The organism is Streptomyces sp. NPDC049585 (assembly GCF_040675615.1).
Taxonomy (GTDB): Bacteria; Actinomycetota; Actinomycetes; order Streptomycetales; family Streptomycetaceae; genus Streptomyces; species Streptomyces luteosporeus.
In genome coordinates this window covers 153563-177631 of record NZ_JBFAPE010000003.1, presented here as the reverse complement: position 1 = coordinate 177631, position 24069 = coordinate 153563, and the positions used below count along the sequence as shown (strand labels likewise).

The 24069-nt window shown below is 73.4% G+C and carries 22 protein-coding genes; 8 read left to right on the top strand and 14 right to left on the bottom strand.

The features are described from left to right. Nucleotides 1-28: 28 nt before the first annotated feature. Both AB0K17_RS05105 and aceB read left to right on the top strand, forming a co-directional pair. Nucleotides 29-673: a nucleotidyltransferase family protein gene (locus AB0K17_RS05105; protein WP_365966155.1), complete on the top strand. Its 645-nt coding sequence runs from the start codon at nucleotides 29-31 to the stop codon at nucleotides 671-673. 132 nt (nucleotides 674-805) lie between these two features. After that, on the top strand, nucleotides 806-2401 hold the full coding sequence (gene aceB / locus AB0K17_RS05100) for a malate synthase A (protein ID WP_365966154.1): 1596 nt from the start codon (nucleotides 806-808) through the stop codon (nucleotides 2399-2401). Nucleotides 2402-2425: 24 nt separating this feature from the next. Here the strand turns inward: aceB and AB0K17_RS05095 are convergent, their stop codons facing one another. The 7 genes from AB0K17_RS05095 to AB0K17_RS05065 form a co-directional block, all read right to left on the bottom strand. Then, nucleotides 2426-3880 (bottom strand): YfcC family protein, encoded by a 1455-nt coding sequence (locus tag AB0K17_RS05095; RefSeq protein ID WP_365966224.1) that lies wholly within the window; start codon nucleotides 3878-3880, stop codon nucleotides 2426-2428. Nucleotides 3881-4134: 254 nt separating this feature from the next. Next, nucleotides 4135-5529, bottom strand: coding sequence for an 8-oxoguanine deaminase (locus tag AB0K17_RS05090; protein ID WP_365966153.1), 1395 nt, complete (start codon nucleotides 5527-5529; stop codon nucleotides 4135-4137). A 39-nt stretch (nucleotides 5530-5568) separates the two neighbouring features. Next, entirely contained in the window at nucleotides 5569-6471 is a 903-nt protein-coding gene (gene pucL, locus AB0K17_RS05085; protein WP_365966152.1) for a factor-independent urate hydroxylase, read from the bottom strand. A 4-nt stretch (nucleotides 6472-6475) separates the two neighbouring features. Then, the gene (gene uraH / locus AB0K17_RS05080) at nucleotides 6476-6814 is read right to left on the bottom strand and encodes a hydroxyisourate hydrolase (protein ID WP_365966151.1); all 339 of its coding nucleotides are present in this window, start codon (nucleotides 6812-6814) and stop codon (nucleotides 6476-6478) included. After that, on the bottom strand, nucleotides 6811-7344 hold the full coding sequence (gene uraD, locus AB0K17_RS05075) for a 2-oxo-4-hydroxy-4-carboxy-5-ureidoimidazoline decarboxylase (RefSeq protein ID WP_365966150.1): 534 nt from the start codon (nucleotides 7342-7344) through the stop codon (nucleotides 6811-6813). The genes uraH and uraD overlap by 4 nt, the downstream gene beginning before the upstream one ends. 90 nt (nucleotides 7345-7434) lie before the next feature. After that, nucleotides 7435-7737 carry a helix-turn-helix domain-containing protein gene (locus tag AB0K17_RS05070; RefSeq protein ID WP_365966223.1) on the bottom strand — a complete coding sequence of 101 codons (303 nt, stop codon included), beginning with the start codon at nucleotides 7735-7737 and terminating at the stop codon, nucleotides 7435-7437. A gap of 56 nt (nucleotides 7738-7793) precedes the next feature. After that, the gene (locus AB0K17_RS05065; RefSeq protein ID WP_344437167.1) at nucleotides 7794-8054 is read right to left on the bottom strand and encodes a hypothetical protein; all 261 of its coding nucleotides are present in this window, start codon (nucleotides 8052-8054) and stop codon (nucleotides 7794-7796) included. 128 nt (nucleotides 8055-8182) lie between these two features. Here AB0K17_RS05065 and AB0K17_RS05060 point away from each other — a divergent pair, with 128 nt between their 5' ends. The 4 genes from AB0K17_RS05060 to AB0K17_RS05045 all read left to right on the top strand — a co-directional run bounded on the left by AB0K17_RS05060 (nucleotide 8183) and on the right by AB0K17_RS05045 (nucleotide 12608). Continuing rightward, on the top strand, nucleotides 8183-8983 hold the full coding sequence (locus AB0K17_RS05060; protein ID WP_365966222.1) for a TIM barrel protein: 801 nt from the start codon (nucleotides 8183-8185) through the stop codon (nucleotides 8981-8983). A 42-nt stretch (nucleotides 8984-9025) separates the two neighbouring features. Further along, on the top strand, nucleotides 9026-9934 hold the full coding sequence (locus AB0K17_RS05055; protein WP_365966149.1) for a 2-hydroxy-3-oxopropionate reductase: 909 nt from the start codon (nucleotides 9026-9028) through the stop codon (nucleotides 9932-9934). Further along, nucleotides 9931-11658, top strand: a complete 1728-nt coding sequence (gene gcl, locus AB0K17_RS05050; RefSeq protein ID WP_365982132.1) for a glyoxylate carboligase — start codon at nucleotides 9931-9933, stop codon at nucleotides 11656-11658. Before AB0K17_RS05055 ends, gcl begins: the two co-directional genes overlap by 4 nt. A gap of 182 nt (nucleotides 11659-11840) precedes the next feature. Continuing rightward, a complete protein-coding gene (locus AB0K17_RS05045) occupies nucleotides 11841-12608 on the top strand; it encodes a hypothetical protein (protein ID WP_365982131.1) in 768 nt (255 codons plus the stop codon). Between the two features lie 308 nt (nucleotides 12609-12916). Here AB0K17_RS05045 and AB0K17_RS05040 read toward each other — a convergent pair whose 3' ends face one another. Continuing rightward, the gene (locus tag AB0K17_RS05040; RefSeq protein ID WP_365966146.1) at nucleotides 12917-14590 is read right to left on the bottom strand and encodes an AMP-binding protein; all 1674 of its coding nucleotides are present in this window, start codon (nucleotides 14588-14590) and stop codon (nucleotides 12917-12919) included. Continuing rightward, nucleotides 14587-16284: an AMP-binding protein gene (locus AB0K17_RS05035; RefSeq protein ID WP_365966221.1), complete on the bottom strand. Its 1698-nt coding sequence runs from the start codon at nucleotides 16282-16284 to the stop codon at nucleotides 14587-14589. Before AB0K17_RS05035 ends, AB0K17_RS05040 begins: the two co-directional genes overlap by 4 nt. Nucleotides 16285-16548: 264 nt before the next feature. On the opposite strand from AB0K17_RS05035, the gene AB0K17_RS05030 reads away from it, so the two are divergent. Together AB0K17_RS05030 and lysA are read left to right on the top strand one after the other, a co-directional pair. Then, nucleotides 16549-16962, top strand: coding sequence for an SAV_915 family protein (locus tag AB0K17_RS05030; protein WP_365966145.1), 414 nt, complete (start codon nucleotides 16549-16551; stop codon nucleotides 16960-16962). Between the two features lie 247 nt (nucleotides 16963-17209). Then, nucleotides 17210-18553, top strand: a complete 1344-nt coding sequence (gene lysA / locus AB0K17_RS05025) for a diaminopimelate decarboxylase (RefSeq protein ID WP_365982234.1) — start codon at nucleotides 17210-17212, stop codon at nucleotides 18551-18553. A 52-nt stretch (nucleotides 18554-18605) separates the two neighbouring features. On the opposite strand, the gene AB0K17_RS05020 is transcribed toward lysA, so the two are convergent. The 5 genes from AB0K17_RS05020 to AB0K17_RS05000 are packed head-to-tail and all read right to left on the bottom strand — an operon-like array spanning nucleotide 18606 to nucleotide 24056. Next, nucleotides 18606-19637 carry a glutathione synthase gene (locus AB0K17_RS05020; RefSeq protein WP_365966144.1) on the bottom strand — a complete coding sequence of 344 codons (1032 nt, stop codon included), beginning with the start codon at nucleotides 19635-19637 and terminating at the stop codon, nucleotides 18606-18608. Next, entirely contained in the window at nucleotides 19634-20815 is a 1182-nt protein-coding gene (locus AB0K17_RS05015; protein WP_365982130.1) for a hypothetical protein, read from the bottom strand. The genes AB0K17_RS05020 and AB0K17_RS05015 overlap by 4 nt, the downstream gene beginning before the upstream one ends. 57 nt (nucleotides 20816-20872) lie before the next feature. Next, on the bottom strand, nucleotides 20873-21892 hold the full coding sequence (locus tag AB0K17_RS05010) for a TauD/TfdA family dioxygenase (RefSeq protein WP_365982129.1): 1020 nt from the start codon (nucleotides 21890-21892) through the stop codon (nucleotides 20873-20875). Further along, nucleotides 21889-23016: an aspartate kinase gene (locus AB0K17_RS05005; protein ID WP_365982128.1), complete on the bottom strand. Its 1128-nt coding sequence runs from the start codon at nucleotides 23014-23016 to the stop codon at nucleotides 21889-21891. The genes AB0K17_RS05010 and AB0K17_RS05005 overlap by 4 nt, the downstream gene beginning before the upstream one ends. Next, the gene (locus tag AB0K17_RS05000; protein WP_365982127.1) at nucleotides 23013-24056 is read right to left on the bottom strand and encodes an aspartate-semialdehyde dehydrogenase; all 1044 of its coding nucleotides are present in this window, start codon (nucleotides 24054-24056) and stop codon (nucleotides 23013-23015) included. The genes AB0K17_RS05005 and AB0K17_RS05000 overlap by 4 nt, the downstream gene beginning before the upstream one ends. Nucleotides 24057-24069 lie beyond the last annotated feature (13 nt).

Sequence of the window (24069 nt, the reverse complement as noted above, 5' to 3'; positions counted from 1 at the left end):
CCGGCCGTGTGTGCGGTATGCAGGAGCCATGACGGCACCCCCTGTTCCCGCGGTCGCGGGGCTCCTGCTGGCCGCGGGCGGCGGCCGCCGGCTCGGCGGCCGCCCCAAGGCGCTGCTGCCGTACGGCGACGGGCTCCTGGTGGACCACGCGGTCCGGGTGCTGCACGCCGGCGGCTGCTCCCCGGTGCTGGTCGTGCTGGGCGCGGGCGCACAGGAGGTACGGGCCCGCCTCGCGCCCTCGCCCGGGGCGGCGATCCGGTGCATCGACAACCCCGACTGGGCGCGCGGGATGGGCACCTCGCTGCGTGCCGGTCTCGCGGCCCTGGCGGCGACGGACGCCGGCGCGGCGCTGGTCACGCTCGTCGACCAGCCGTACGTCGGCCCCGCCGCGGTGGCCCGCGTCCTGGCCGCGCACCGCGCGGGGGCGGGCCTGGTGGCCGCCGCGTACGACGGCGGGCGCGGGCACCCCGTGCTGTTCGGGCGCGAGCACTGGCCGGGCGTGGCGGCGGCCGCCGAGGGGGACCGCGGGGCGCGGGTGTACCTGCACCGGCATGCCGCCGCCGTACGGCTCGTGGAGTGCGGCGACGTCGCGGCCCCGGACGACGTGGACACCCCGGCCGACCTCGCCCTCCTGGACCGCCCCGGCGGCCGGAACGGCCCGGCGCACCATTGAACTTCCACGATGAGAAATCTATTCTCCACAGATCCCTTGCCCCGGTGGGAGGTTGACCGGTGGCAGGTGCACCGGTGGCAGGTTGCACCGGTCGGAGAACACTGTCGGAGATCACCAAGGAGTGAGCGCCCCATGCCCGTACCAGCGCCGTCCCCGCTGGCAGTCACCCGCGCCCCGCACGTGGCACGGCAGGAGGAGGTGCTGACCGACGAGGCCCTCGCCTTCCTCGCCGCCCTGCACCACCGCTTCACCCCGCGCCGCGACGAGCTGCTCGCCCGCCGCGCCGAACGCCGGGCGGAGATCGCCCGCACTGGACGCCTGGACTTCCTGCCCGCGACCGCCGGCATCCGGGAGGATCCGCACTGGCGGGTGGCCCCCGCCCCGCCGGCCCTGGAGGACCGGCGCGTGGAGATCACCGGTCCCGCCGACGACCGCCGGATGACCGTCAACGCCCTCAACTCCGGCGCCCGGATCTGGCTCGCGGACTTCGAGGACGCCTCCGCCCCCACCTGGCACAACGTCATCAGCGGTCAGTTGAACCTCCTCGACGCCCACCGGCGGCGCATCGACTTCACCACCCCCGAGGGCAGGACGTACGCCCTGCGGCCGGATGCCGAGCTCGCGACCGTCGTGGCCCGCCCCCGCGGCTGGCATCTGGACGAGCGCCACCTGACCGCCGGCGGCCGGGCCGTTCCCGGTGCCCTCGTCGACTTCGGCCTGTACTTCTTCCATAACGCCCGTCACCTGCTCGCGGCGGGCAAGGGGCCGTACTTCTACCTGCCGAAGACCGAGTCGCACCACGAGGCCCGGCTATGGAATGACATATTCCTCTTCGCCCAGGAGTACGCCGGCATCCCGCGCGGCAGCATCCGGGCCACCGTCCTGATCGAGACGATCACCGCCGCCTACGAGATGGAGGAGATCCTCCACGAGCTGCGCGAGCACGCCTCCGGGCTCAACGCCGGCCGCTGGGACTACCTCTTCTCCCTCATCAAGAACTTCCGTGACGCCGGCGAGGACTTCGTCCTGCCCGACCGCAACGCCGTCACCATGACCGCGCCGTTCATGCGCGCCTACACCGACCTGCTCGTGCGCACCTGCCACAAGCGCGGCGCCCACGCCATCGGCGGCATGGCCGCCTTCATCCCCTCGCGCAAGGAGCCCGAGGTCAACGCCGTCGCCCTGGAGAAGGTGCGGGCCGACAAGGAGCGCGAGGCCCGCGACGGCTTCGACGGCTCCTGGGTCGCCCACCCCGACCTCGTGCCCGTCGCCCGCGCCGCCTTCGACACCGCCCTGGGCGAGCGCCCCCACCAGAAGCACCGCCTGCGCGAGGACGTCCGCGTCAGCGCCGGCGACCTGCTCGCCGTGGGCGGCCTCGACGCCCGGCCGACCGCGGCCGGACTGCGCAACGCCGTCCAGGTCGCTCTGCGCTACATCGAGGCGTGGCTGCGGGGCATCGGCGCTGTGGCCATCTTCAACCTCATGGAGGACGTCGCCACGGCGGAGATCTCCCGCTCGCAGCTGTGGCAGTGGGTCCGCGCGGGCGTCGTGCTCGACACCGGCGAGAAGGTGACGGACGCGCTCGTGCGCAAGGTGGCCGCCGAGGAACTCGCGGAGGCGGGAGCGGACGGCGCCTGGCAGGAGGCCCACGACCTCCTGCTGGAGGTGGCCCTGAGCGAGGAGTACGTCGACTTCCTGACGCTGCCGGCATACGAACGGCTGGAGTGACGGCTGCCGGGGTCTGCGGCAGGCCTACGGCTCGGCCATGGCGCCCAGGGCCACGAAGCCGCAGATCAGAACCGCCAGGATGAGCAGCAGCGGCCACACGAACCGCAAGTACTTGTCGTAGCCCACCTTGGCCAGGGCCACGCCGCCCACCACCACCGCGGTGGTGGGCACCCACAGGTTCATCCAGCCGCTCGCCGCCTGCCAGGCCGTGACGACCACCGCCCGGGAGACGCCGGCGAACTGGGCCAGCGGGGCCAGGATCGGCATGGCCAGGGTCGCATGGCCCGACGTGGAGGGGATGAGGAAGGCCAGCGGCAGGTTGACCACGTAGACCATGACGCCGAAGAGGGCCTCCGGCGCGCCGCTGACCGCGCTCTCGACGGAGTGCAGCACCGTGTCGATGATCTTGGCGTTCGTCATCAGCACGGTGATGCCGCGGGCCAGCACGATCACCAGGGCCGGGGAGACGAAGTCGGCGACGCCCTGGACGATGGTCGCACTCAGACGTTGCTCGCCCAGGCGCCCGACCACGCCGACGAGCACGGCGGCGGCGATGAAGAGCGCCGCCAGCTGGGCGAAGGACCAGTCGAGTTCCCAGCCGTACGGGGTGGCGTCGGCCCGGCCCGTCAGTGCGCTCGCCCAGGGGATCACCGAGAAGATCATGAAGGCGAAGACCAGGGTCACCAGGACGAGCACGCCCTTCTGCAGCCCCGTCAGCTCCGGTGGCTCCTCGGCCTGGGCGGCGAGCTCGCGGTCGCCTGCGCGGAAGCCGACGAGCGAGCGATCCGGGTCGGTGCGCACCCGGTGGGCGTAGCGGACGACATAGGCGATGGTCACGGCGGTCAGGACGAGCCACATCGCGAACCGCAGGCCGATGCCGTCGCCGAGGGAGACCCCCGCCGCCGAGGAGGCGACCCCGGTGGCGAAGGGGTTGACGGTGGAGGCGAGGACGCCGACGCCGGCCCCGAGGATGATGGCGCCGGTGGCGACCATGCGGTCGTAGCCGAGTGCCAGCATCAGCGGCACCAGCAGTCCGTAGAAGCCGAGCGTCTCCTCCGCGAAGCCCTCGACGGTGCCCAGCAGGGAGAAGACGGTCATGACGGCGGCGATGAGCAGGCCGCCGCGGTGCCGCAGCCGGTGGGCGAGCCGTTCGATGCCACGGTCGAGGGCGCCGGTGGCGAAGACGACGGTGATGAAGGCGCCGATGGCGAGGACGAAGAGGAACACCGCGGCGCTGCCGTACAGCACGCCCACCCCGTCGGGGGCGACCTCGCCGGTCTTGAGGTCCCGCACGCCGTAGAGCCCGTTGACCGGGGCGAGGAAGAGCTGGCCGAGGCGGTGGCCGAAGCCGCCGGGCGCGGCCTCGCGGTGGTACGTGCCGTGGACGGGGCTGCCGTCGGGGCCGCGGTCGTAGGCGCCGGAGGGGATGAAGAAGGCGACGATCCACACCAGGACCGTGACGGCCGCGAGGACGGTCAGGGCGCTGGGGAAGACGAATCCGCGCTTCTCCCCCTCCCTCCCCTTCTCCTTCTGCCCCTTCTCGTTCCCCTCCTCTGGTTGCTCCTCCACGGCGGGACCCCTTCGGCACGGGCGGACGATCGTACCGATTGTCCCGTAATGAGGGTTTTCGCCCTAGCCGCCACGCGAGGACCGGGGCACGGCGGTGCCGCGCCCCGGTCCCGCCGGCCGAGGGCCGTCCCCCTCGGCGGCTCGTGGTGCCCCGCCCGGCCCGGTCAGCCGGCGGCCAGGCGGGCCAGGCGCCGGGCCTCGTCGCGCGCCCGGCGGGCGATGGCGTCCTCGTCGGCGGTCACCAGGTGCCCGTCCTCGACGACCGCCCGGCCGTCGACGAGGGAGAGGGTCACCGGCGCGGGCGGGCCGAGGACGAGCGCGGCGACGGGGTCGGCGATGGTGGAGTGCCCGAGCCCGTCCAGCTTCCACAGCACCACGTCGGCGAGCTTGCCCGCCTCCAGCGAGCCGGTCTCCGCCGCCCGTCCGAGCACCCGGGCGCCGCCGTGGGTGCCCAGGCGCAGCGCCCGGCGCACCGTCAGGGCGTGCTCGTCGCCGGCGAGGCGGTGGACGAGCAGGGCGTTGCGCAGTTCGGTGTGCAGTTCCCCGGACTCGTTGGAGGCGGTGCCGTCGACGCCGAGGCCGACGGGCACGCCGGCGCCCAGCAGGGCGGGCACGCGGGCGGTGCCGGCGGCGAGGCGGGCGTTGGAGGAGGGGCAGTGGGCCACGCCGGTGCCGGTGCGGGCGAAGGCGGCGATGTCGGCGTCGTTCATGTGGACGCAGTGGGCCATCCAGACGTCCTCGCCCAGCCAGCCGGTGGACTCGAAGTAGTCGGTGGGTCCCATGCCGAAGCGTTCCTTGCAGAAGTCCTCCTCCTGCAGGGTCTCCGAGCCGTGGGTGTGCAGGCGCACGCCCTTGCGGCGGGCGAGCGCCGCGGATTCGCGCAGCAGCTCGGTGGTGACGGAGAAGGGCGAGCAGGGGGCGACGCCGATGCGCAGCATCGAGTCGAAGGAGGGGTCGTGGTGGGTGTCGATGGCCTCCTCGGTGGCGATCAGGGCCTGCTCGGTGCTCTCGACGGCGAAGTCGGGGGGCAGGCCGCCGTCGGAGGCCCCGAGGTCCATGGAGCCGCGGGTGGGGCTGAAGCGCACGCCGAGCTCGCGCGCGGCGCGGATCTCGGCGCCGAGGAGGTCGCCGCAGCCGCGGGGGAAGACGTAGTGGTGGTCGGTGGTCGTCGTCACGCCGCCGCGCATCATCATGGCCAGCGAGCCGCGCGCGGCCTCGTACACCATGGGCTCGTCGATGCGGGCCCAGACGGGGTAGAGGGCGGCGAGCCAGTCGAAGAGGGCGGCGTCCTGGGCGAGGCCGCGCGTGAGCCACTGGTAGAAGTGGTGGTGGGTGTTGACCAGGCCGGGGGTGGCCAGGTGGCCGGTGCCGTCCACGCGGCGGACGACGTCGTCCAGGTGGCCGGGGGCCGGGCCGGGGCCGACGGACTCGATCCGGTTGCCGGCCACGACGACGTGCCCGACGGCGTGTTCGGTGTCGTCGGCGTCGACGGTGGCGACGGCACAGTTCTCGATGACGATGCGGCCCGTGGGGCGCTCCGTGGGGGCGGGGGGTGTCATGGGCTGACGTCCTCGTGCTCGCAAGGGTCGGGGGTCAGGCTAGGGGAGGTTGGTGACGTCGACCGGTATGCGGGGCCGGGCGCCGTCGCGCAGGACGGTGGCCTCGATGAGCCCGTAGGGCCGGTCGGCGGCGTAGTAGACCTCGTTGTCGTTCTTCAGGCCGAAGGGTTCGAGGTCGACGAGGAAGTGGTGCTTGTTGGGCAGGGACAGCCGGATCTCGTCGATGCCGGGGCACTCCTGGAGCACGCGCTCCCCCATGCGGTAGAGCGTCTGCTGCAGGGAGAGCGAGTAGGTGGCGGCGAAGGCCTGCAGGAGGTGCTCGCGGATCCGCTCGTAGGAGCCGTCCCAGGGGGTGGCGGGGTCCGGTTCCGCGTCACCGGGCGCGGCGGCGTGCCGCCAGACCGCGTGGACCTCGGTGGCCAGGACGCGGTCCCGGGTCTCGGGCAGGGTGGTGTAGCGGTCCTTGGCGTAGCCGGTGAACTCGGAGTCGGTGGAGTTCAGGACGGTCAGGTGCTTCAGGCCCGTCAGCACCTCCCAGCCGCCGTCGTCGTGGGTGACCTGGGCCGTGCGCGTCTCCTGGCTGCCGCGGACGAAGGAATGGCGCTTCGGGCCGTCGGTGGGGATGCGGCCCCAGGCGTGCTCCTCGATGCGGATGCGCGCTCTGGTGACGGGGTCGTGGTGGGTGACGAAGTGCCGGGCCAGCCGGATGCCGAACTGCTCGGCGGAGGTGATGCCGTGTTCCTTGGCGAAGGCGAAGACGGTGTTCTTGGTGGTGTCGGTGGTCAGGACGTTGGCGTTGGACCCCGACAGGTGGACGTCGGCCATGTCCCCGGAGAGCGCGACCGAGACGGTGAGGTCCTTGATGTGGTGGGTGGGGCCGTCGCGGGTGATGCGCACGACGCGGGTCTCGGCCTTGCCGTACTGGTTCTGGCCCAGGATCACGGTGCTAGCTCCCTCGGTAGACGGAGTACCCGAACGGGCTGAGCAGCAGGGGTACGTGGTGGTGCTCGCCCGGCGAGACGGCGAAGGTCACCGTCACCTCGGGGAAGAAGGCCGCGCCCGCACGGCGGGCCGCCACGTCGAAGCGCAGCCGGGCGGCGGTGGCGCCGGGCGGCAGGGGCGCGAGGCCCGTGCAGCGCCCGTCCGCGTCGGTCGTGGCGGATCCGGCCGGGGTCCAGTGGCCGGCGCACAGGGCGCTCAGCTCCACCGCGAGACCGGCGGCCGGGCGGCCCGCGGCGGTGTCCAGGACATGGGTGGAGACGGTCGTCCCCGGCTGCCCGGTCATGGCCGTACCGTCCCTTCCGCAGCAGGCGATTGCACGGCCAGGCGGGCCAGCCTGAGGCGGTTGATGCCGGCCAGCTCGCCGCGCAGGACCTCCCGCTCGCGCTCGGCGGTGTTGCCCAGGCGCCGGCGCAGCGCGTCACGCAACTGCTCGGCCGTCAGGCCGGTGGCGCAGATCAGGAAGACGTGCCCGAAACGCTCCTGATAGGCGAGGTTGAGCGCGGTCATCTCGGCCCGCAGGGCGGCGGGGGCGTCCGCCATGCCGCGCTGTTCCCGCGCGGAGACGGCATCGCCCGGCCGGGGGCGGCCGATCGGCGGGTGCCCGGCCATGGCCTCGGCCAGCGCGGCACCGCCGAGCCGGGCGACGGCCGCGTCGCTGGCGGTCAGCAGCTCCTCGGCGTCGCGGTACGGGCGGCCGGCGAGGACGTCGTCGACCCAGGCGGTGCTGGTGCAGATCTCGTGCAGGGCGGCGCGGGCGGCGTCCTCCCCGGCCGCGTTGAACCGGGCCAGGCCCGGCGGCGAACTCGCAGTCACGGTGCAGACCTCCGTGGCGCGTCGGACGAGCGTGCGGACAGCTAACGCCCTCCGGGGGACTGCGTCAACAGTTTGTTGAATAAACCCCGGTCATTCGGCCGCCCGTTGGCGGTTGAGGTAGTTGTAGATGGTGAAGCGGCTCACCCCGAGCGCGGCGGCCACGGTCTCCACCCCGTGCCGCAGCGCGAAGGCACCGCGCGCCTCCAGACTCCGCACGACCGCCTGCTTGGTGGCACGGTCCAGCTCCGCCAGCGGCCCGCCGTGCCGGCGCTCCAGTTCGGCGAGTATCCCGCCGAGCGAGGCCGACAGGTGCGGCAACCGCACGGCGACGACCTCACGGCCCTCCCAGGAGAGCACCACGTCGTCCTCACCGGCCTCCTCCGGCGCCAGCATGTCCCCGCCCAGCGCGTCGACGAGGGGGCGCAGGGCCGACCGGAAGGGATGCTCGCTCAACGGCCGCCCGCCTCTTCCCCGTTGATGACGTTGACCTGCAGCGACACCCGCGTGGCGCCGGCCTGCAGGGCCTCGCGCAGCAGCGTGTCCAACGCCCCTAGGACGCCCTCGGCGCCCCCCTCGACGGTGTTGCCGAACGGGCCGATCTCGACCGCATCCAACGCGGCGCGCTGCACGGCGTCACGGGCGGCGACGGCATGCGGCGGGGGCTCGTCGAGGTCGAAGGGCTCGGTGGTGAACTCCAGTCTCAGTCGCACGGGTTCACGGTACTTGACAGGCCGGCGGGGCGGCGGCAGCCTGCAGACACGCTTGAATCTTCGGAAATCCATTTCCGCATAGCGGAAGGAGGCGGCTTCCGGTGGACCGCTTCGCAGCGAACCTCTCGATGCTCTTCACCGAACTCCCCCTGCTGGAACGCCCCGCGGCCGCCGCGGCCGCCGGCTTCACGGCCGTGGAGATGTGGTGGCCCTGGCCCGGCACGCCCGTACCGGACCGCACCGAACTCGACGCTCTTGCAGTGGCGTTGAAACGCGCCGGTACGCAGCTGGTCGCGCTCAACTTCTACGCGGGCCGCCTGCCCGGGCCCGACCGCGGCGCCGCCTGCGTACCCGGCGAGGAATCCGCACGCTTCCGCGCCAACACCGGCATCGCCGCCGCCTTCGCCGGCACCCTCGGATGCCGGGCCCTCAACGCCCTGTACGGCAACCGGGTCGAAGGGGCCGACCCACGTCACCAGGACGAACTCGCCCTGGAAAACCTCGCGCTCGCCGCACGGGCCGCGGCCGACGTCGGAGCGGTGCTGCTGATCGAAGCCCTCAACTCGGCCGAATCACCGCACTACCCCATCACGTCCTCGGCGCGGGCCGCCCGGCTCGCCGACAGCGTGAACGCCGTGACCGGGCTGGACAACGCGCGCCTGCTCCTCGACCTGTACCACCTGGCGGTGGAAGGCGAGGACCTCGCCGAGGCCATCGCCCGCCACGGGGCGCGGGCCGGCCACGTCCAGATCGCCGACGCGCCGGGGCGCGGGGCGCCGGGGTCCGGCTCGCTGGACTTCCCTGACGTCTTCGCGCGGCTGGCGAAGGCGGGGTACGGCGGCTGGATCGGCCTCGAGTACCGGGCCGCGCCGGCGGACCGCTTCACGTGGCTGCGCCGACCGCCCTGGCCGTACCACGGCGCCCCGTAGGGGCGCGGGACAGGGCACCCCACCCCACCGAAAGGACACCGCATGGCCCCCGCAAAACCCGCCGTCGCCTGGATAGGCCTCGGCGTCATGGGCTCCCCCATGGCCGAGAACCTGCTCGCCGCCGGCTACCGCGTCACCGGCCACACCCTCGAACCGCACAAGCTCGACCGCCTCGCCGCCCGTGGCGGCGTTCCCGCCGCCTCCGTGGCGGAGGCCGTCGCCGGGGCGGAGGTGGTGGTCACGATGCTGCCCGCCGACGCCGAGGTGCGGGCCGTCGTCCTCGGGGACGGCGGCGTGCTGGAGCACGCCCGCCGCGGCGCGCTGCTCATCGACATGTCGACCGTCTCCCCCGGCACCGCCGTGGCCCTCGCCCGCGCCGCCGTCCCGCGCGGCGTACGCGTGCTGGATGCGCCGGTGTCGGGCGGGGAGGCGGGGGCGGTCGAGGGGACGCTGTCGGTGATGGCCGGCGGCGAGGCCGACGACTTCGCCGCCGCCCTTCCCCTCCTCCAGGCCCTCGGCACGACCGTCACCCACTGCGGCCCCCACGGCACCGGCCAGACCGTCAAGGCCGCCAACCAGCTCGTGGTCGCCGCCACCTTGCAGGCGTGTGCGGAGGCCGTCGTGCTGCTGGAGAAGTCGGGGGTCGACCTCGCGGCCGCGCTCGACGTGCTGGGCGGCGGCCTGGCCGCCTCCGCCGTCCTGTCCCGCAAGCGGGAGAACTTCCTTTCGCGCACCTACCCGCCGGGGTTCCGGATCGACCTGCACCACAAGGACATGGGCATCGTCCTGGCGGCCGCCCGCGAGGTGAGTGCGGCGTTGCCGCTGGGGGGTCTGGTGGCGGCGCTGGTGGCGGCGGCGCGGGCGCAGGGGGACGGGGGGCTCGACCATTCCGCCCTGCTGCGGGGCGTGGAGCGGCTCTCGGGCCTCACGCCAAAGGGGGAGGCGTCGTGAGCGTGCCGATCGTCCCGGCGATGGCGGCTGCCGTGCACATCCTGCGCGACGAGGGTGTGGACATTGTCTTCGGTTGTCCGGGGGCGGCGATCCTGCCGCTGTACAAGGCCATGGAAGTGGACGGGCGGATCGCGCACCTGATCGTCCGTCACGAGGCGGGGGCCGCCCACATGGCCGACGGCTGGGCGCGGACGAACGGCCGGGTCGGGGTGGCTCTGGCGACGTCCGGTCCGGGGGCCACCAATCTGGTGACCGGTCTGTACACCGCGTTCGCGGATTCGGTTCCGATGGTGTGCGTCACCGGCCAGGCGGTCTCCGGCAAGCTGCACCAGGAGGCGTTCCAGGCGGTGGACATCACCGCGGTGGTGCGGCCGGTCACCAAGTGGGCCGTGCAGGTCAAGGAGGCGGCGCAGGTCCCGTGGGCCTTCCGGGAGGCGTTCCGTATCGCGCGGGAGGGACGCCCCGGACCCGTCCTGGTCGACATTCCGCTCGACGTGGCGCGGCGGGAGATCCACTACGACGCGGGCCTGGACGCGCCCCTGCCGCTGCGGACGGCGGCCCCCCACCCGCCGAGGGTGGAGGCGGCGCTGGAGATGCTGCTGGCGGCCGAACGGCCGCTGGTGCTGGCGGGCGGCGGGGTGGTGCTGGCCGAGGCGGCGGCGGAATTGCGGGCGCTGGTGGAGCGACTGCGGGTGCCGTTCCAGGTGACGTTGATGGGCAAGGGCGTCGTCGAGGACGACCACGCGCTGAACATGGGCACCACCGGCATCCAGACGTCCCAGCGCTATGCCAACGCCTCCTTCCTGGAGTCGGACTTCGTGCTGGCGGTGGGCGCCCGCTTCGGCGACCGGCACACCGGTGACGACCTCGCGGTCTACCGGGGGCGGCGCACGTTCGTGCACGTCGACGTCGACCCCGGCCAGCTGGGCCGGGTCGTCGAGCCGGACCTCGGCATCGTCTCGGACGCCCGGCTGTTCCTCGCCGCGCTGCTGGAGGCGGCCGAGCGCCGGGGCGTACGGGCGCCGTCGCGGTGGCGGGCGTGGCGGGAGCGGTGCCGGCACCTGAAGGGCACCCTGACCCGCCGGGAGGACTTCGCGGAGGTGCCCGTGAAGGCGCCGCGCGTCTACAAGGAGATCAACGAGGCGTTCGGCGAGGACACGTACTTCGTGACCGCCATCGGCCTGTACCAGATCTGGGGCGGCCAGCACCAAAGGGCCCACCGGCCGCGGCACTACCAGGTGTGCGGGCAGGCCGGCCCCCTGGGCTGGGAGGTGCCGGCGGCCATCGGGGTGAAGACGGCGCTGCGGGGCATGGGGCGGGGCGCCACGGAGGTGGTGGGGATCGTCGGCGACTACGGCTTCCAGTACACGGTGGAGGAGCTGGCGGTGGCGGCCCAGTACGACATCCCGTTCGTCCTGATCATGCTCAACAACGAGTACCTGGGTCTGATCCGGCAGGCGTCCGTCGGTTATCGCATGAACTATCAAGTCGACGTGCACTACGACGAGCGGGGCACCGACAACGTGGCGCTGATGGCCGCGTACGGCTGCGCCGGCCGCCGGGTGGAGAAGCCGGAGGAGATCCGGCCGGCCGTCGAGTGGGCCCGCAAGGAGGCGGTGGCGACCTCGCGGCCCGTCCTCGTCGAAATCATGATCGACCGGGAGGCGAACACCCCGCATGGGCCGAACATCGATTCCGTGCGGGAGTTCGAACCACTTCCGTGACAGGAGCCCCTGTGGCCCCGGAAACCTCCGGGCGGCGGCGCACGACAGAAGACCGGTCGCGCCCGGCGCCGCCGTCCGGAGCACATGAGCCGCCCTGCCTTGCCGATTCGCTCCCCGGCCGCCCCTGCATCGTGGACGATGGGGATCCCCACTTCCCCTAGGACCCTTCGCTGGAGCCGAAGATGGCCAAGAGCGTGCCGGTGCACTGCCCCACGTGCCACCGGGAGCACTCCTTCACCCCACCGACCTTCCCCTGCGCCTGCGGAGCACCGCTGACCCTGCCCGTGCCGGCCGACGCGACGCCGGAGTTACTGGCCCACCGCAGCTGGCGCGACTCGTGGGTCGCGGTGCGCTGCCCCGCGTGCGACCGGCAGGGCCAGTGGCCCCGGCCGGAACTGGGCTGCGCCTGCGGCACCGTGGTCCGCCTGCCCGTCGTACCGGCCCGCGGGGACGCCGCCGGGCCGGGCTCGGCGGAGGCGGACGCGACGGAGCGCGGAGCCGCCGAGCAGGGCGCGCCCCGGTCCGCGGCCGGCCGGGAGCGGCAACGGCCGCGGGTCGCCGGGCCGTTCCGCCCCGTGCCCATCCGCACCGAGCGCGATGCGGTCATGTCGGCCGAGCGCTACCTGCGCTGGCTCGGCTTCACGGACGTGCGCCGGCCCGGCGTCCGCGCGGCCCCCACCGCCTCCGGAGTGAACCTCCGCGGCTCGCGGGTGATCGCCCGGATCGACCCCACGACCCTGCCCACCACGCTGCGTGACGTGGAGTGCCTGTGGCTGCGCAGTCTCATGGAGGACGTGACCGGCATCTGCTTCTCGCTCGCCGGCTACGCCCGGGACGCCCGGTGCCGGGCGGACGACCTGCGCCTTCCGCTGTTCGTGATGGACCTCACCGGTGCTCCGCAGGCCCTGAACGACTGGGCGGACGACCTGCTGCGCAGGGGCCGTCCCTGAGGCGCCCGCCCCCTGGGCGCACCCTGGGCATCACGGGATCCCCCACGCTGCGTGAAACCTCAATTCTTGCTCTGAACTGCCCTACGCCCCATGGCCAGTTGAGCGAATCGAGGCGGAGACTGGATACAGGGCCCGCGAGCCACGGGGGACCGCGGGCCCGTCCAACGGGGGAGCACGGGGGAACCAACGGGGGAAACGCAGAAGGGAACGGGGGACAACGGGGGGAACGAGGAAGAGTTCGACGGGGGAACCGGGGGTGGTGGGTACGGCCCGCGAAGGGCCGGCCCACCACCCCCGGCCCGTGTCCGCTAGCCGCCGGCCCTCACCGGCGCCGCGCCGCCCGCACCCGCCGGGCCCGTCCCGGCCAGCAGGGCCGCGCCCTGCTCCCGCAGCTCGACCTTGCGCACCTTGCCGCTGACGGTCATGGGGAAGGCCTCCATCACCCTCAGGTGGCGCGGCACCTTGTAGTGCGCGAGCCGGCCGTCGCAGTAGGCGGCGAGCTCCTCGCGCGTGAGGGGGTCGGCCGGATCGCGCAGGACGACGCAGGCCATGATCTCCTCGCCGTACTTGGCGTCGGGGACCCCGACGACCTGGACGTCCGCGATCTTCGGGTGGGTGTGCAGGAACTCCTCGATCTCGCGCGGGTAGACGTTCTCCCCACCCCTGATGATCATGTCCTTGATGCGGCCCACGATGCGCACGTAGCCGTCCTCGTCCATCTCGGCGAGGTCGCCGGTGTGCATCCAGCGCTCGGCGTCGACGACCTCGGCCGTGCGCGCGGGGTCGTCCCAGTAGCCGAGCATCACCCCGTGGCCTCGGGTGCACAGCTCGCCCGGCTCGCCCCGGCCCACCGTGGCGCCCGTCCCCGGGTCGGTGATCTTCACCTCGGTGTGCGGCAGGACCAGCCCCACGGTGCCGGTGCGGCGTTCGAGGTCGTCGTCGCGCCGGGTCTGGGTGGAGACCGGGGAGGTCTCCGTCATGCCGTAGCAGATGGCGACCTCGGCCATGTGCATCTCGGCGACCACCCGCTTCATCACCTCCGACGGGCAGGGCGAGCCGGCCATGATGCCCGTGCGCAGGGAGGACAGGTCGTAGGTGGCGAAGTCCGGCAGCCCCAGCTCGGCGATGAACATGGTCGGCACCCCGTACAGCGAGGTGCAGCGCTCGCGTTCGACCGCGTGCAGGGTGGCGGTGGGGTCGAAGACGGGTGCCGGGATGACGATGCAGGCGCCGTGCGAGGTGGCCGCGAGATTGCCCATGACCATGCCGAAGCAGTGGTAGAAGGGCACGGGCAGGGCGATGCGGTCCTCCTCGCCGTAGCCGAGGCCCTCCCCCACGAGGTAGCCGTTGTTGAGGATGTTGCGGTGCGAGAGGGTGGCGCCCTTGGGGAAGCCGGTGGTGCCCGAGGTGTACTGGATGTTGACCGCGTCGTGGCAGCTCAGCGTGGCCTCGCGGGCGGCGAGCAGGGCGGGGTCGGCGTTGCGGCCGAGGGCCACCAGCGCCTCCCAGGTGGGATCGCCGACGAAGACGACGTCGCGCAGGGCGGGGCAGTCGCCGCGCACCTGCTCGACCATGTGCCGGTAGTCGCTCGTCTTGTAGGCGGTCGAGGCGACGAGCACGGCGACGCCCGCCTGCCGCAGCACATACCCCAGCTCGTGCACGCGGTAGGCCGGGTTGACGTTGACCATGACGGCGCCGATGCGGGCGGTGGCGTACTGGATCAGCACCCATTCGGGGCAGTTGACGGCCCAGATGCCGACCCGCTCGCCCTTGGCCACCCCCTTGGCGAGCAGCCCGAGGGCGACCTCCTCCACGGCCCGGCCGAACTCGGCGTACGTCCAGCGGCGCCCGCCGCGGACGTCGACGAGCGCGTCCCGCTCGCCGAAGCGGGCGACGGCGCGGGCGAGGTTCGCCCCGATGGTCTCCTCCAGGAGCGGGGTGTCGGTGGGGCCTGCCGTGTGCGCGGGCAAGGTGCTGCTCACCGGTGGTCCTCCTCGCGGTACTCGGTTCCCTCGCCGCGTGCGGTGCGCTCGCGCAGCTCGATGCGGCGGATCTTGCCGGAGACGGTCTTGGGCAGGTCGGTGAACTCCAGGCGGCGCACGCGCTTGTACGGCGCGAGCACGGCCCGCGAGTGGGCGAAGAGGACCTTGGCCGCCTCCGGCCCCGGCTCCCAGCCCTCGGCCAGGACGACGTACGCCTTGGGCACCGACAGCCGCAGCGGGTCGGGGGCAGGCACGACGGCGGCCTCGGCCACGGCCTCGTGCTCCAGCAGGGCGCTCTCCAGCTCGAAGGGGCTGATCTTGTAGTCGCTGGATTTGAAGACGTCGTCGGCACGCCCGATGTAGGTGATGTACCCCTCGTCGTCCCGGGCGCCGATGTCGCCCGTGCGGTAGTAGCCGTCCGCCATGACCTCGGCGGTGCGCTCCGGGTCGCCCGCGTAGCCGGTCATCAGGCCCACCGGCCGCTCGCCCAGGTCGAGGGCGATCTCCCCCTCGTCGGCCGGCCGCCCGGTGTGCGGGTCCAGCAGGACGACCCGGTAGCCGGGGCTCGGGCGGCCCATGGAACCGGGCTTGAGGCGCTGCCCGGGCGGGTTGGCGATCTGCACGCACGTCTCGGTCTGCCCGAAGCCGTCGCGGACGGTCACCCCCCAGGCGCGCCGGACGGCCTCGACGACCTCGGGGTTGAGCGGCTCCCCCGCGGCCACGGCCTCGCGCGGCGGGGTGCGCAGGGCGCTCAGGTCCGCCTGGATGAGCATGCGCCACACGGTGGGCGGGGCGCAGAAGCTCGTCACCTTGCAGCGGTCCATCTCCGCCATGAGGCGGGCGGCGTCGAAGCGGGTGTAGTTGTGGACGAAGACGGTGGCCTCGGCGTTCCAGGGCGCGAAGAGGCTGGACCAGGCGTGCTTGGCCCAGCCGGGCGAGGAGATGTTGAGGTGGACGTCGCCGGGGCGCAGCCCGATCCAGTACATGGTGGCCAAGTGGCCGATGGGGTACGAGGTGTGGGTGTGCTCGACGAGCTTGGGGCGAGCGGTGGTGCCGGAGGTGAAGTACAGCAGCAGGGGGTCGTCGGCCCGGGTGGGCCCGTCGGGGGCGAAGTCCTCCTCGCCGTCGACCGGCTCCTCGTAGCAGACCCAGCCCTCGGGCGCTCCCCCGACGGCGATACGGGTGAAGTCACCGGTGAGCCCGGCGAACTTGGCGGTGTCCTGCGCCCGTACGACCACGTGCCGGGCGCCGCCGCGCCCGATGCGGTCGGCCAGGTCGGCCGGGCCCAGCAGCGGGGTGGCGGGGATGACGACGGCCCGCAGCTTCATCGCCGCCAACGCCGTCTCCCACAGCTCGGCCTGGTTGCCGAGCATGACCACGATGCGGTCGCCGGCCCGTACGCCGTGGGCGCGCAGCCGGCCTGCCACGCGGTCGGAGCGGCGGCGCAGCGCGTCGAAGGAGATGCGCTCCTCGCCGCCGTCCTCCTCCACGATCCACAGCGCCGTGCGGTCGTTGCCGCGGGCGATCGCGTCGAACCAGTCCAGGGCCCAGTTGAAGTGCGCCGGTCGGGGCCAGGCGAAGCCCTCGTACGCCCCCGTCCAGTCCTCGCGACGGGCGAGCAGGAAGTCCCGCGCCGCCCGGAACCCGCCCCGGTCCGGTGCATCCGCCGGGCCGGGGGCGCCGGTCGCGTTCATTGCCGTCACATGTCCTCCCTGTCGCCGGGCGCCTGTCGGGCCCGCACTCCAGCATCGTGCGCCGATGATCGCCCGCGGACCAGACCCGGGGGGAGTGGTTTCCCGCCCGGGCGGGGACCTCGGGCGGCGTCAGCGACGCGTCAAGGGACGGCCGGGCGGGGTCAATGTGCTGTCAAAGCGGCGTACGACCGCGCCGGGAACGGGCATACCGTGACCGACGAACCGACCGATCCTCCGACTGTTCTCCCGAGGAACGTCATGCATGTGAGCCGTACCCCGGCCGAGGCCGCCGCCGTCGCCGCGGCCGCCGCCGGTACCGACACCGACACCCCGCAGGGCCACGCCGGCCGCGCCGGCGAGGACGGGGAACCCTGCCATCCCGGCCCGGGCAAGCCCCTGTACGTACCCGTCAGGCCCTGCCCCTGGGGCTTCGCCCTCCGCGTCTTCCGCACTCCCCTCGGCACCCGGACAGCCGTCGCCTTCAGTAGCAGGCGACGGCTGTCGGACTGTCTGGGACCCGGCGTGCCCGCCGTGCGCCTGTCCCTGCCGGCCGTCCGGGCGCTGGCCGCGCCGCTGGGCGTCCGCGAGGTCTCGGTGGACCCGCAACTGAGCGCTCCCCCGGTGCGGCCGCTGCCGCCGGAGGACACCGCGCCCTCGCTGCCGGCCCTGCCCGCCTAGGCCGTGTCCGGCGGATCTTCGTCACGCGCCACCACGGCGCCCCTCAGGGGCGCGGGGAACTGCGCGATCAACCGGCGACGGCCCGCAGCTGACACGCCACCCCGGGGCCCGGCAATCTGCGGGCACGTCGTGGCCTCTCGCGCAGTTCCCCGCGCCCCTGACGGGGCGCAGCACGATCCGCCCGCGCCCCCTGTGCCGCGGGCGCCCGCCGTTCACTCTTCGTGCCTCTGGAGTCCTTGACGTGACCCTGCCTCTGTCCCCCGCCGCCCTGCCGCCGTTGCCGTCCCTGCTCGGGGCGCCCGCCGCGGTGTGGCCCGCCTCCACCACCGTCCCCTCCCCCGGCGATCCGGCTGTCGGCGGGGTCGGCCTGGCCGAGCTCGCGGACCGCTTCGGCACACCCGTGTACGTCGTCGACGAGGCGGAGGTGCGGGCCAGGGCCCGGGCCTGGCGGGCGGCGCTGCCGGACGCGGACGTCGCGTACGCCGGCAAGGCGTTCCTGTCCCGCGCCATGATCCGCTGGGTCGAGGAGGAGGGGCTCCTGCTCGACGTGTGCTCGGCCGGCGAGCTGGACCTCGCCGCCCACGCCGGCTTCCCCGCCGAGTGGATCGTCCTGCACGGCAACGCCAAGAGCCCGGCCGACCTGCGCGCCGCGCTGCGGCTGGGCGTGGGCCGCATCGTCCTCGACAGCGTCGGCGAGGTGGCCCGGCTGGCCGCGCTGGTGCCGGCCGGGACGCGCCAGCGCGTGCTGCTGCGGGTGGTGCCCGGAGTGGCCGCGGGCGCGCACGCGGCGGTGCGCACGGGGGTGGAGGGGCAGAAGTTCGGGCTGCCGGTCGCGGGCGGCGAGGCCGAGGAGGCGGTGGCGCGGATCCTGGGCCAACCGCGGCTGGAACTCGCCGGACTGCACTGCCACCTCGGCTCCCAGATCACCTCGACCGACCCCTACGTCGACGCCGTGCGGCGCCTGGTCGACCTGCTCGCCCGCATCCGCGACCACCACGGCGTCACCTTCCCCGAACTCGACCTCGGCGGCGGCTTCGGCATCGCCTACCGCGAGGGCGAACCCGCCCTGGACCCGGCCGCCTACGCCGCCCGCGTCACCGCCGAGCTGGCGCTGCGCTGCGCCCACGCCGACCTGCCGGTGCCCCGGCTGACGGTGGAGCCCGGGCGCTGGATCGCCGGGCCCGCCGGGGTGGCGCTCTACCGCGTCGTCGCCGTCAAGCACACCGGCGTGCACACCTTCGTCGCCGTCGACGGCGGTATGAGCGACAACCCGCGCCCGGCGCTGTACGGGGTGCGCTACACCGTACGGCTGGTGGGCCGCGCCTCGGCCCAGCCCATGCGCCCGGTGACCGTGGTGGGCCGGCACTGCGAGGCCGGCGACGTGCTGGCCGAGGGCGTGGCACTGCCGCGGGACGTACGCCCCGGCGACGTGCTCGCGGTCCCGGCGTCGGGCGCGTACCAGGTGTCGATGGCCTCGGCGTACAACCTCGTCGGCCGGCCGCCGGTCGTCGCGGTCGCGGACGGCCGCGCCCGGCTGCTCGTGCGCCGCGAGACCGCGGCCGACCTGCGCAGCCGCGACGTCGGGGCGTGAGGGCCGCGGCCGGGATCGGGCCGGCCGGAATGGCGGCCGGCCCGGGTGCCGGTCAGGAGATCTTGCCCGCCGCCCGCAGGGAGGCCAGGACGGCGTTGACGGCCTCGGAGGACAGGTCCTCGCCGGTGGCACGCCGGTGGTAGTTCAGGCCGCCGGGGTTCTCCATGTTGACCTCGATCACATAGGGGTAGGCCAGATCGATGCCGACGTAGAAGATGCCGTGGTCCATCATCCGCTTGCCGAGACGGCGCAGGAAGGCGTCCTCCTCCTCGGTGAGGGTCAGCCGCTCGAAGCGGGCGCCGACGGTGGCGTTGGCACGGTTGTCGTTCTCCCGGTGGAAGCGCAGGAAGCCGGTGACCGGTGTGTCGCCCGCGAGGATCACCCGCTTCTCGTTCTCGCGGACGTTGGGGATGTACTCCTGGATGGCGGTGTACCGCTTGGCCATGCCGATGATGTCGCGGCCGTAGCTGATGTAGCGCGAGGTGACGTTGCCGGTGGCGGACGCCAGCATGGCCGAGCGGTTGCGGTCGCGCTCGTTGACGACGTAGACGTTCTGGCCGCAGCCGCCGTTGGTGGGCTTGGTGACCCAGGAGCGGTCGGGGTCGGCCTCGACGAGCTCGTTGAGGAAGTCGTAGTCGTTGGAGACGTACGACACGGGCAGGTTCTCCCGGGGCACCAGCGCACCGAGGTTGATCTTCGAGTTGAGGTAGAAGAGGGCGGTGGCGTCGTTGACGAAGGGCACGCGCTGGTTGAGCAGCCACAGCAGCTGGAAGTAGTCGGTGAGGGCCTCGGGGTGGGTGCCCGCCAGCACCCACACGAGGTCGAAGTCCTCGGCGGAGGCGTAGGACTCGCTCAGCTGCGGGAAGGCGCCGCCGGCGACGAACTCCTCCGAGACCCGCATGCGGTCGCAGACGATGACGCCGTCGTGCAGGCAGAGGGTGTCGATGTCACCGATGTGGACGTCGTGGCCCTCGCGGTACAGGGCGCTGGGGATGATCGAGTGGTTGTCGAGCTTGAACTTGTACGCCTCGGACACCAGGACGAGGATCCGGTAGGCCATGGGGGTCGCCTTTCTCGTGGTCATGCGCTCGGCAGGTCTTCCAGGTGCTCCATCAGCCAGCTCTCGGCCTGAAGAAGCCGCTCCTCCACCTCGGCGGCGTCGCGGCCGCGGACGGTGACGAAGCACAGGTACGAGGCGCTGTGGAGGGTGACCGCGTCGGGCGCGATCTGTTCGTTGACCTCGTAGTGGTGCACCCAGTCGAACGGTGGCCGGCCGGGCAGGCGCACCGGCCGGCCCTGCGGGAGGATCGACACCGAGCCGTGCACCTCGGCGGGCGCGGCCGTGGTCGGGGGGTCGGCGGGCAGGCCGCTCGACAGGCGCAGGGCGGCGGTGTGCAGGTCCACGCCGTAGGTGGCGCGGGTCAGGACGGGGATGCGGTCGCCGCCGACGCGTGCGGCGATCTCGCAGAAGACCAGTTCGTCCCCGGGGGTGTGGAAGACCTCCAGGTGGTAGGCGCTGGCCTCGGGCACCTCGAACGCCTCCAGGACCTGATCGAGGTACTCCTCCAGGCGCTTGGCGAAGGGGTCGTCCGGTCGCAGCTGCACGGAGCCGTTGTTGTCGCCGGAGAAGACGCCGAGGCAGCTGCGCAGGTAGCGGGAGGAGGCCACGAAGCGGTAGCCGGGGCCGAGGACGGCGTCGACGTGGTACATCGGCCCCTCGACGAACTCCTCGGCCATGAGGTCCTCGCGCCAGGGGCGGCGGCTGAAGGCGACGAGGTCGTCGTCGCCGCGCAGGACGCAGATGTCGCGCGAGCCGCCCTGCTTGACGGGCTTGACGACCACCGGGTAGCCGGTCGCCTCGATGAAGTCGGTGAGGTCGGTGAAGACCTCCAGCCGGGCGAAGCGGGCGGTGGGCACCGTGCGCGCGGCGACGCGCTTCATGACGGACTTGTCGCGGAAGGACAGCGCGCTGGCGGACGACTGGCCGGGGATGCCGAGGTCCTCGCGCATGCGGGCCACCCGCTCCAGGTCGTACTCGTTGTCCGTGATGATGTGCGTGAAGGGCTTCTCGCGCGCCAGGCGGCGGATCATCAGCTCCGGGTACGGCACGGCCTCGCAGTTCTCGACGTACTCGTAGTGGGCCAGGCCCTCGGTGTTCTTCAGCTCGTGGTGGCTGAAGACGTGGAGCCGGTCCTTGGCGTCGGGGAACATGGCGGGGTAGTCGAGCCGGGGGCCGTAGTTGATCACGGCGACGTTGGTCATGGGAGTCGGCCTCTTCCTGTGGCGTGCGAGGGGCTTCGTCGGGGGGTGCGGGGCGGCTCAGTGGAGCCGGCTGCTGCCGGGGGCGGCCCGGTGGCGGATGTCCCACTGGTTGCGGCGCACGTAGGTGCGCTGCAGCCAGCGGTCCCGGCCGTCGTAGCGGGCGGTGAACTGCGAACGGGCGTGCAGGCCCTTGCGGTTGTTGATCAGCAGTGTCTGTCCGGGCCGCAGGAAGACCTCGTGGGCGACCTGGCGGCAGGCCACCTGCAGGCGGTCGAGGGCCGCACGGGCCTCCTCCGTCATGGGGTGGACGCCGTTGGCCGCGGCGGACACCTCGGGGAAGGCGTCCGGGCCGCTGATCATCGGGACGGGGTCGGAGAGCACGTCGACGCCGCCGGCGACGTCCCGGACGTAGCTGCCGGGGGCGTTCATGCGGAACAGCGGGCTGCGCAGGATCTCCAGGGTCGGGGCGTCGACGGCGCGGCAGATGTCGCGGGCGTCGGCGTAGTACGTACCGGCCACTCCCTCGTGGTCGGCCCGCAGGCAGCTGAGCACGAGGAAGTCGGGGCTGGCCAGGTCGTAGCGGCCGCCGGCGTCGTGGACGATGTCGTTGTGGAAGTTGAGGAAGACGGAGGAGCCCTGGTTGGTCTGGGTCATGGCGCCGCCCGGGACCGGCACGACGTCGTGCACCAGTTGTCCGTCCTTCTCGGTGGCGAAGCCGACGGGCTCGCCGAGCAGGCCGCTCAGGCCCAGCAGTACGCCCTCGGCGACGAAGGTGGTCTTCTCGCGGCTGGGGCGGCCGTCCGCCGGGGTGGCGGGCAGGTGTGCGTCGACGGGCAGGTTGCGCAGGTAGCCGACGCCCGGGGTGTCGCAGTGGCGGCCGAAGTCGAGGATGCGCTGGAGGAGATCGGTGGGCAGCTGGGCGAAGATCTGCAGGTAGCGGGTCATGGCCCGGTCGATGTCCGCGGTCGGCTCGCCCTCGGCGGCCAGTGCCGCGCCCAGGCCGTCGCGCACGTCGTCGGGCAGGGCGATCTCGATGAGGGTGGCTTCCGCGGTGGCCGCGGGGACGTGGACGGTCATGGGCGTGCTCCTGCGGGGAGGGGGAGGTCCGGGGAATCGGTGGTGGGCGGGGGCAGTTCGGCGTGGAGCCGGCGCGCGAGCGTGGTGGCCGCGTCCTCGTCGGCGGCGACGTGGACGGTGGCCCGGCCGCCGCGGATCTGCGTGACGGGGATGCCGACGACGCGCCCGGGGGCCAGGCCGTGGCGGCGCTGGGCCTCCTCCTGGTCCACGTAGCCGCCGACGACGGCGACGTGCGGGCCGTCCTCGAGCCGGAGGGCGTCGACGCCGTCGGCGCGGAAGGCGTCGAACGCCCGGTCCGCGGCCGTCGCGTCGGGGAAGGCCAGGACGAGGGAGCGCAGGTTGAGGACGACCGCGTCGGCGACGGCCTCTCCCGCGCCGATGACGGTGCCGCGCGCGAAGGGGGCCGTGTTGTGGCGGCAGACGATGGTGACGCCGTGCTGTTCGGCCAGGCGTACGGCCCGCCGGTGCAGGACCTTGGCGCCGTGCCGGGACATCTCGGCGGCGTCCCGGTAGGAGACGTGCTGCAGCAGGCGGGTGCCGGTGACCTGGTTCGGGTCGCTGGTGTGGATGCCCTCGACGTCGGAGTGGATCTCGCAGTGGGTGGCGCCCAGCGCGACGGCCACGGCGACCGCGGACAGGTCGGAGCTGTTCTTGCCCAGCCATGTGGGCCGGCCGCGCCCGTCGGCGGCCTGCCCGCCGGGGACGACGACCACGTCGTGCGCGGCGGCGGCCCGCCGCAGCGGTTGCGGGTCGATGTGCTGCAGCCGGGCCCACATGAACGTCTCGTCGGTGGTGAACCCGTTCTCGTGCCCGGCCAGGACGGTGGCGGACCTGCCGACCGCGTTCAGGGCGGCGGCCAGCAGGTGGGCGCTGACGGTGTCGGCGAGGGTGAGCAGGCCGGCGACGCGGTCGCCGGTGGGCCGGGGGTCGGCCTCGTGCAGCCGTGCGCGCAGCAGTTCCGTCTCGCCGGGCATGGCGCTGACCACGACGGCCAGCGGCCGGCCCTCGGCATCGAGGCGGGCGGCCAGTTCGTTCGCCAGCTCGCCGTAGGCGGCGGGGCGGGGGAAGCTGGAGCCGCCGAACTTCAGCACGGCGGGCGTGCGGGAGGGGTCCGCGGCGCTCACAGCACGCCCCGCTCGGTGAGGGCCTCGGCGATCTGGATGGCGTTCAGGGCGGCGCCGATGCGCAGGTTGTCCGCCACGACCCACATCCAGAAGCCGCGCGGGTTGTGCGGGGCGACGCGGACGCGGCCGACGTGCACGTGGTCGGGCTCGCCGGCGGTGCGCGGCGTGGGGAAGGCACCGGGCGTGGTCGCGTCGTGGACGGTGACCTCGGGCTCGGCGGCCAGCAGGCGGACGAGCTCGTCGCGGTCGACGACGTCGTTGCACTCCACCCAGGCGGCCTCGGAGTGGCCGTTGACGACGGGGACGCGGACGCAGGTGGTGGTCACGTCCAGGTGGGGCAGGCCGAGGATCTTGCGGGATTCCTGGAGCATCTTCTGCTCCTCCAGCGTGAACCCGCTCTCCAGCAGCTCGTCGATGAAGGGGATCACGTTGAAGGCGAGGGTGGGGGTGAACTCCTCGGCCGGCGCCTGGGCGGCGGGGTCCGCGAGCGTGACGCGGCTGGCCTCCTGCAGTTCGGCGATGCCGGAGTGGCCCCGTCCGGAGGCGGCCTGGTAGGTGCTCACCACGACCTGCCGGATGCCCCACCGGTCGGCGACGGGCCGCAGGAGTCGGACGAGCGGGATGGTGGAGCAGTTGGGGTTGGCGACGATGCCGCTGTCCGGGCGCCGGTCGAGCTCGTGGGCGTTGACCTGCGGGACGACCAGCGGGGTGGCCGGATCCATCCGGAAGGCGTTGGTGTTGTCGACGACGAGCGCGCCCTGTGCGACGGCGCCGGGCACCCACGTGCGGCTGACGGAGCTGCCGGCGGAGAAGAAGGCGAGGTCGACGGTGGAGAAGTCGAAGGTCTCCAGGTCCTCCACGCGGTAGGGGCGGCCGTCGACGGTCAGTTCGCGGCCGGCCGAGCGCGCCGAGGCAACCAGGCGTACCTCCCGGTAGGGGAAGCCGCGCTCCTCGATGAGGCGGATGAGCGTGGTGCCGACGGCGCCGGTGGCGCCGACCAGGGCGATGCGGGGGGCTGGGGCGTCGGTGGTGAGGGGCATGGCGGTGGTGTCT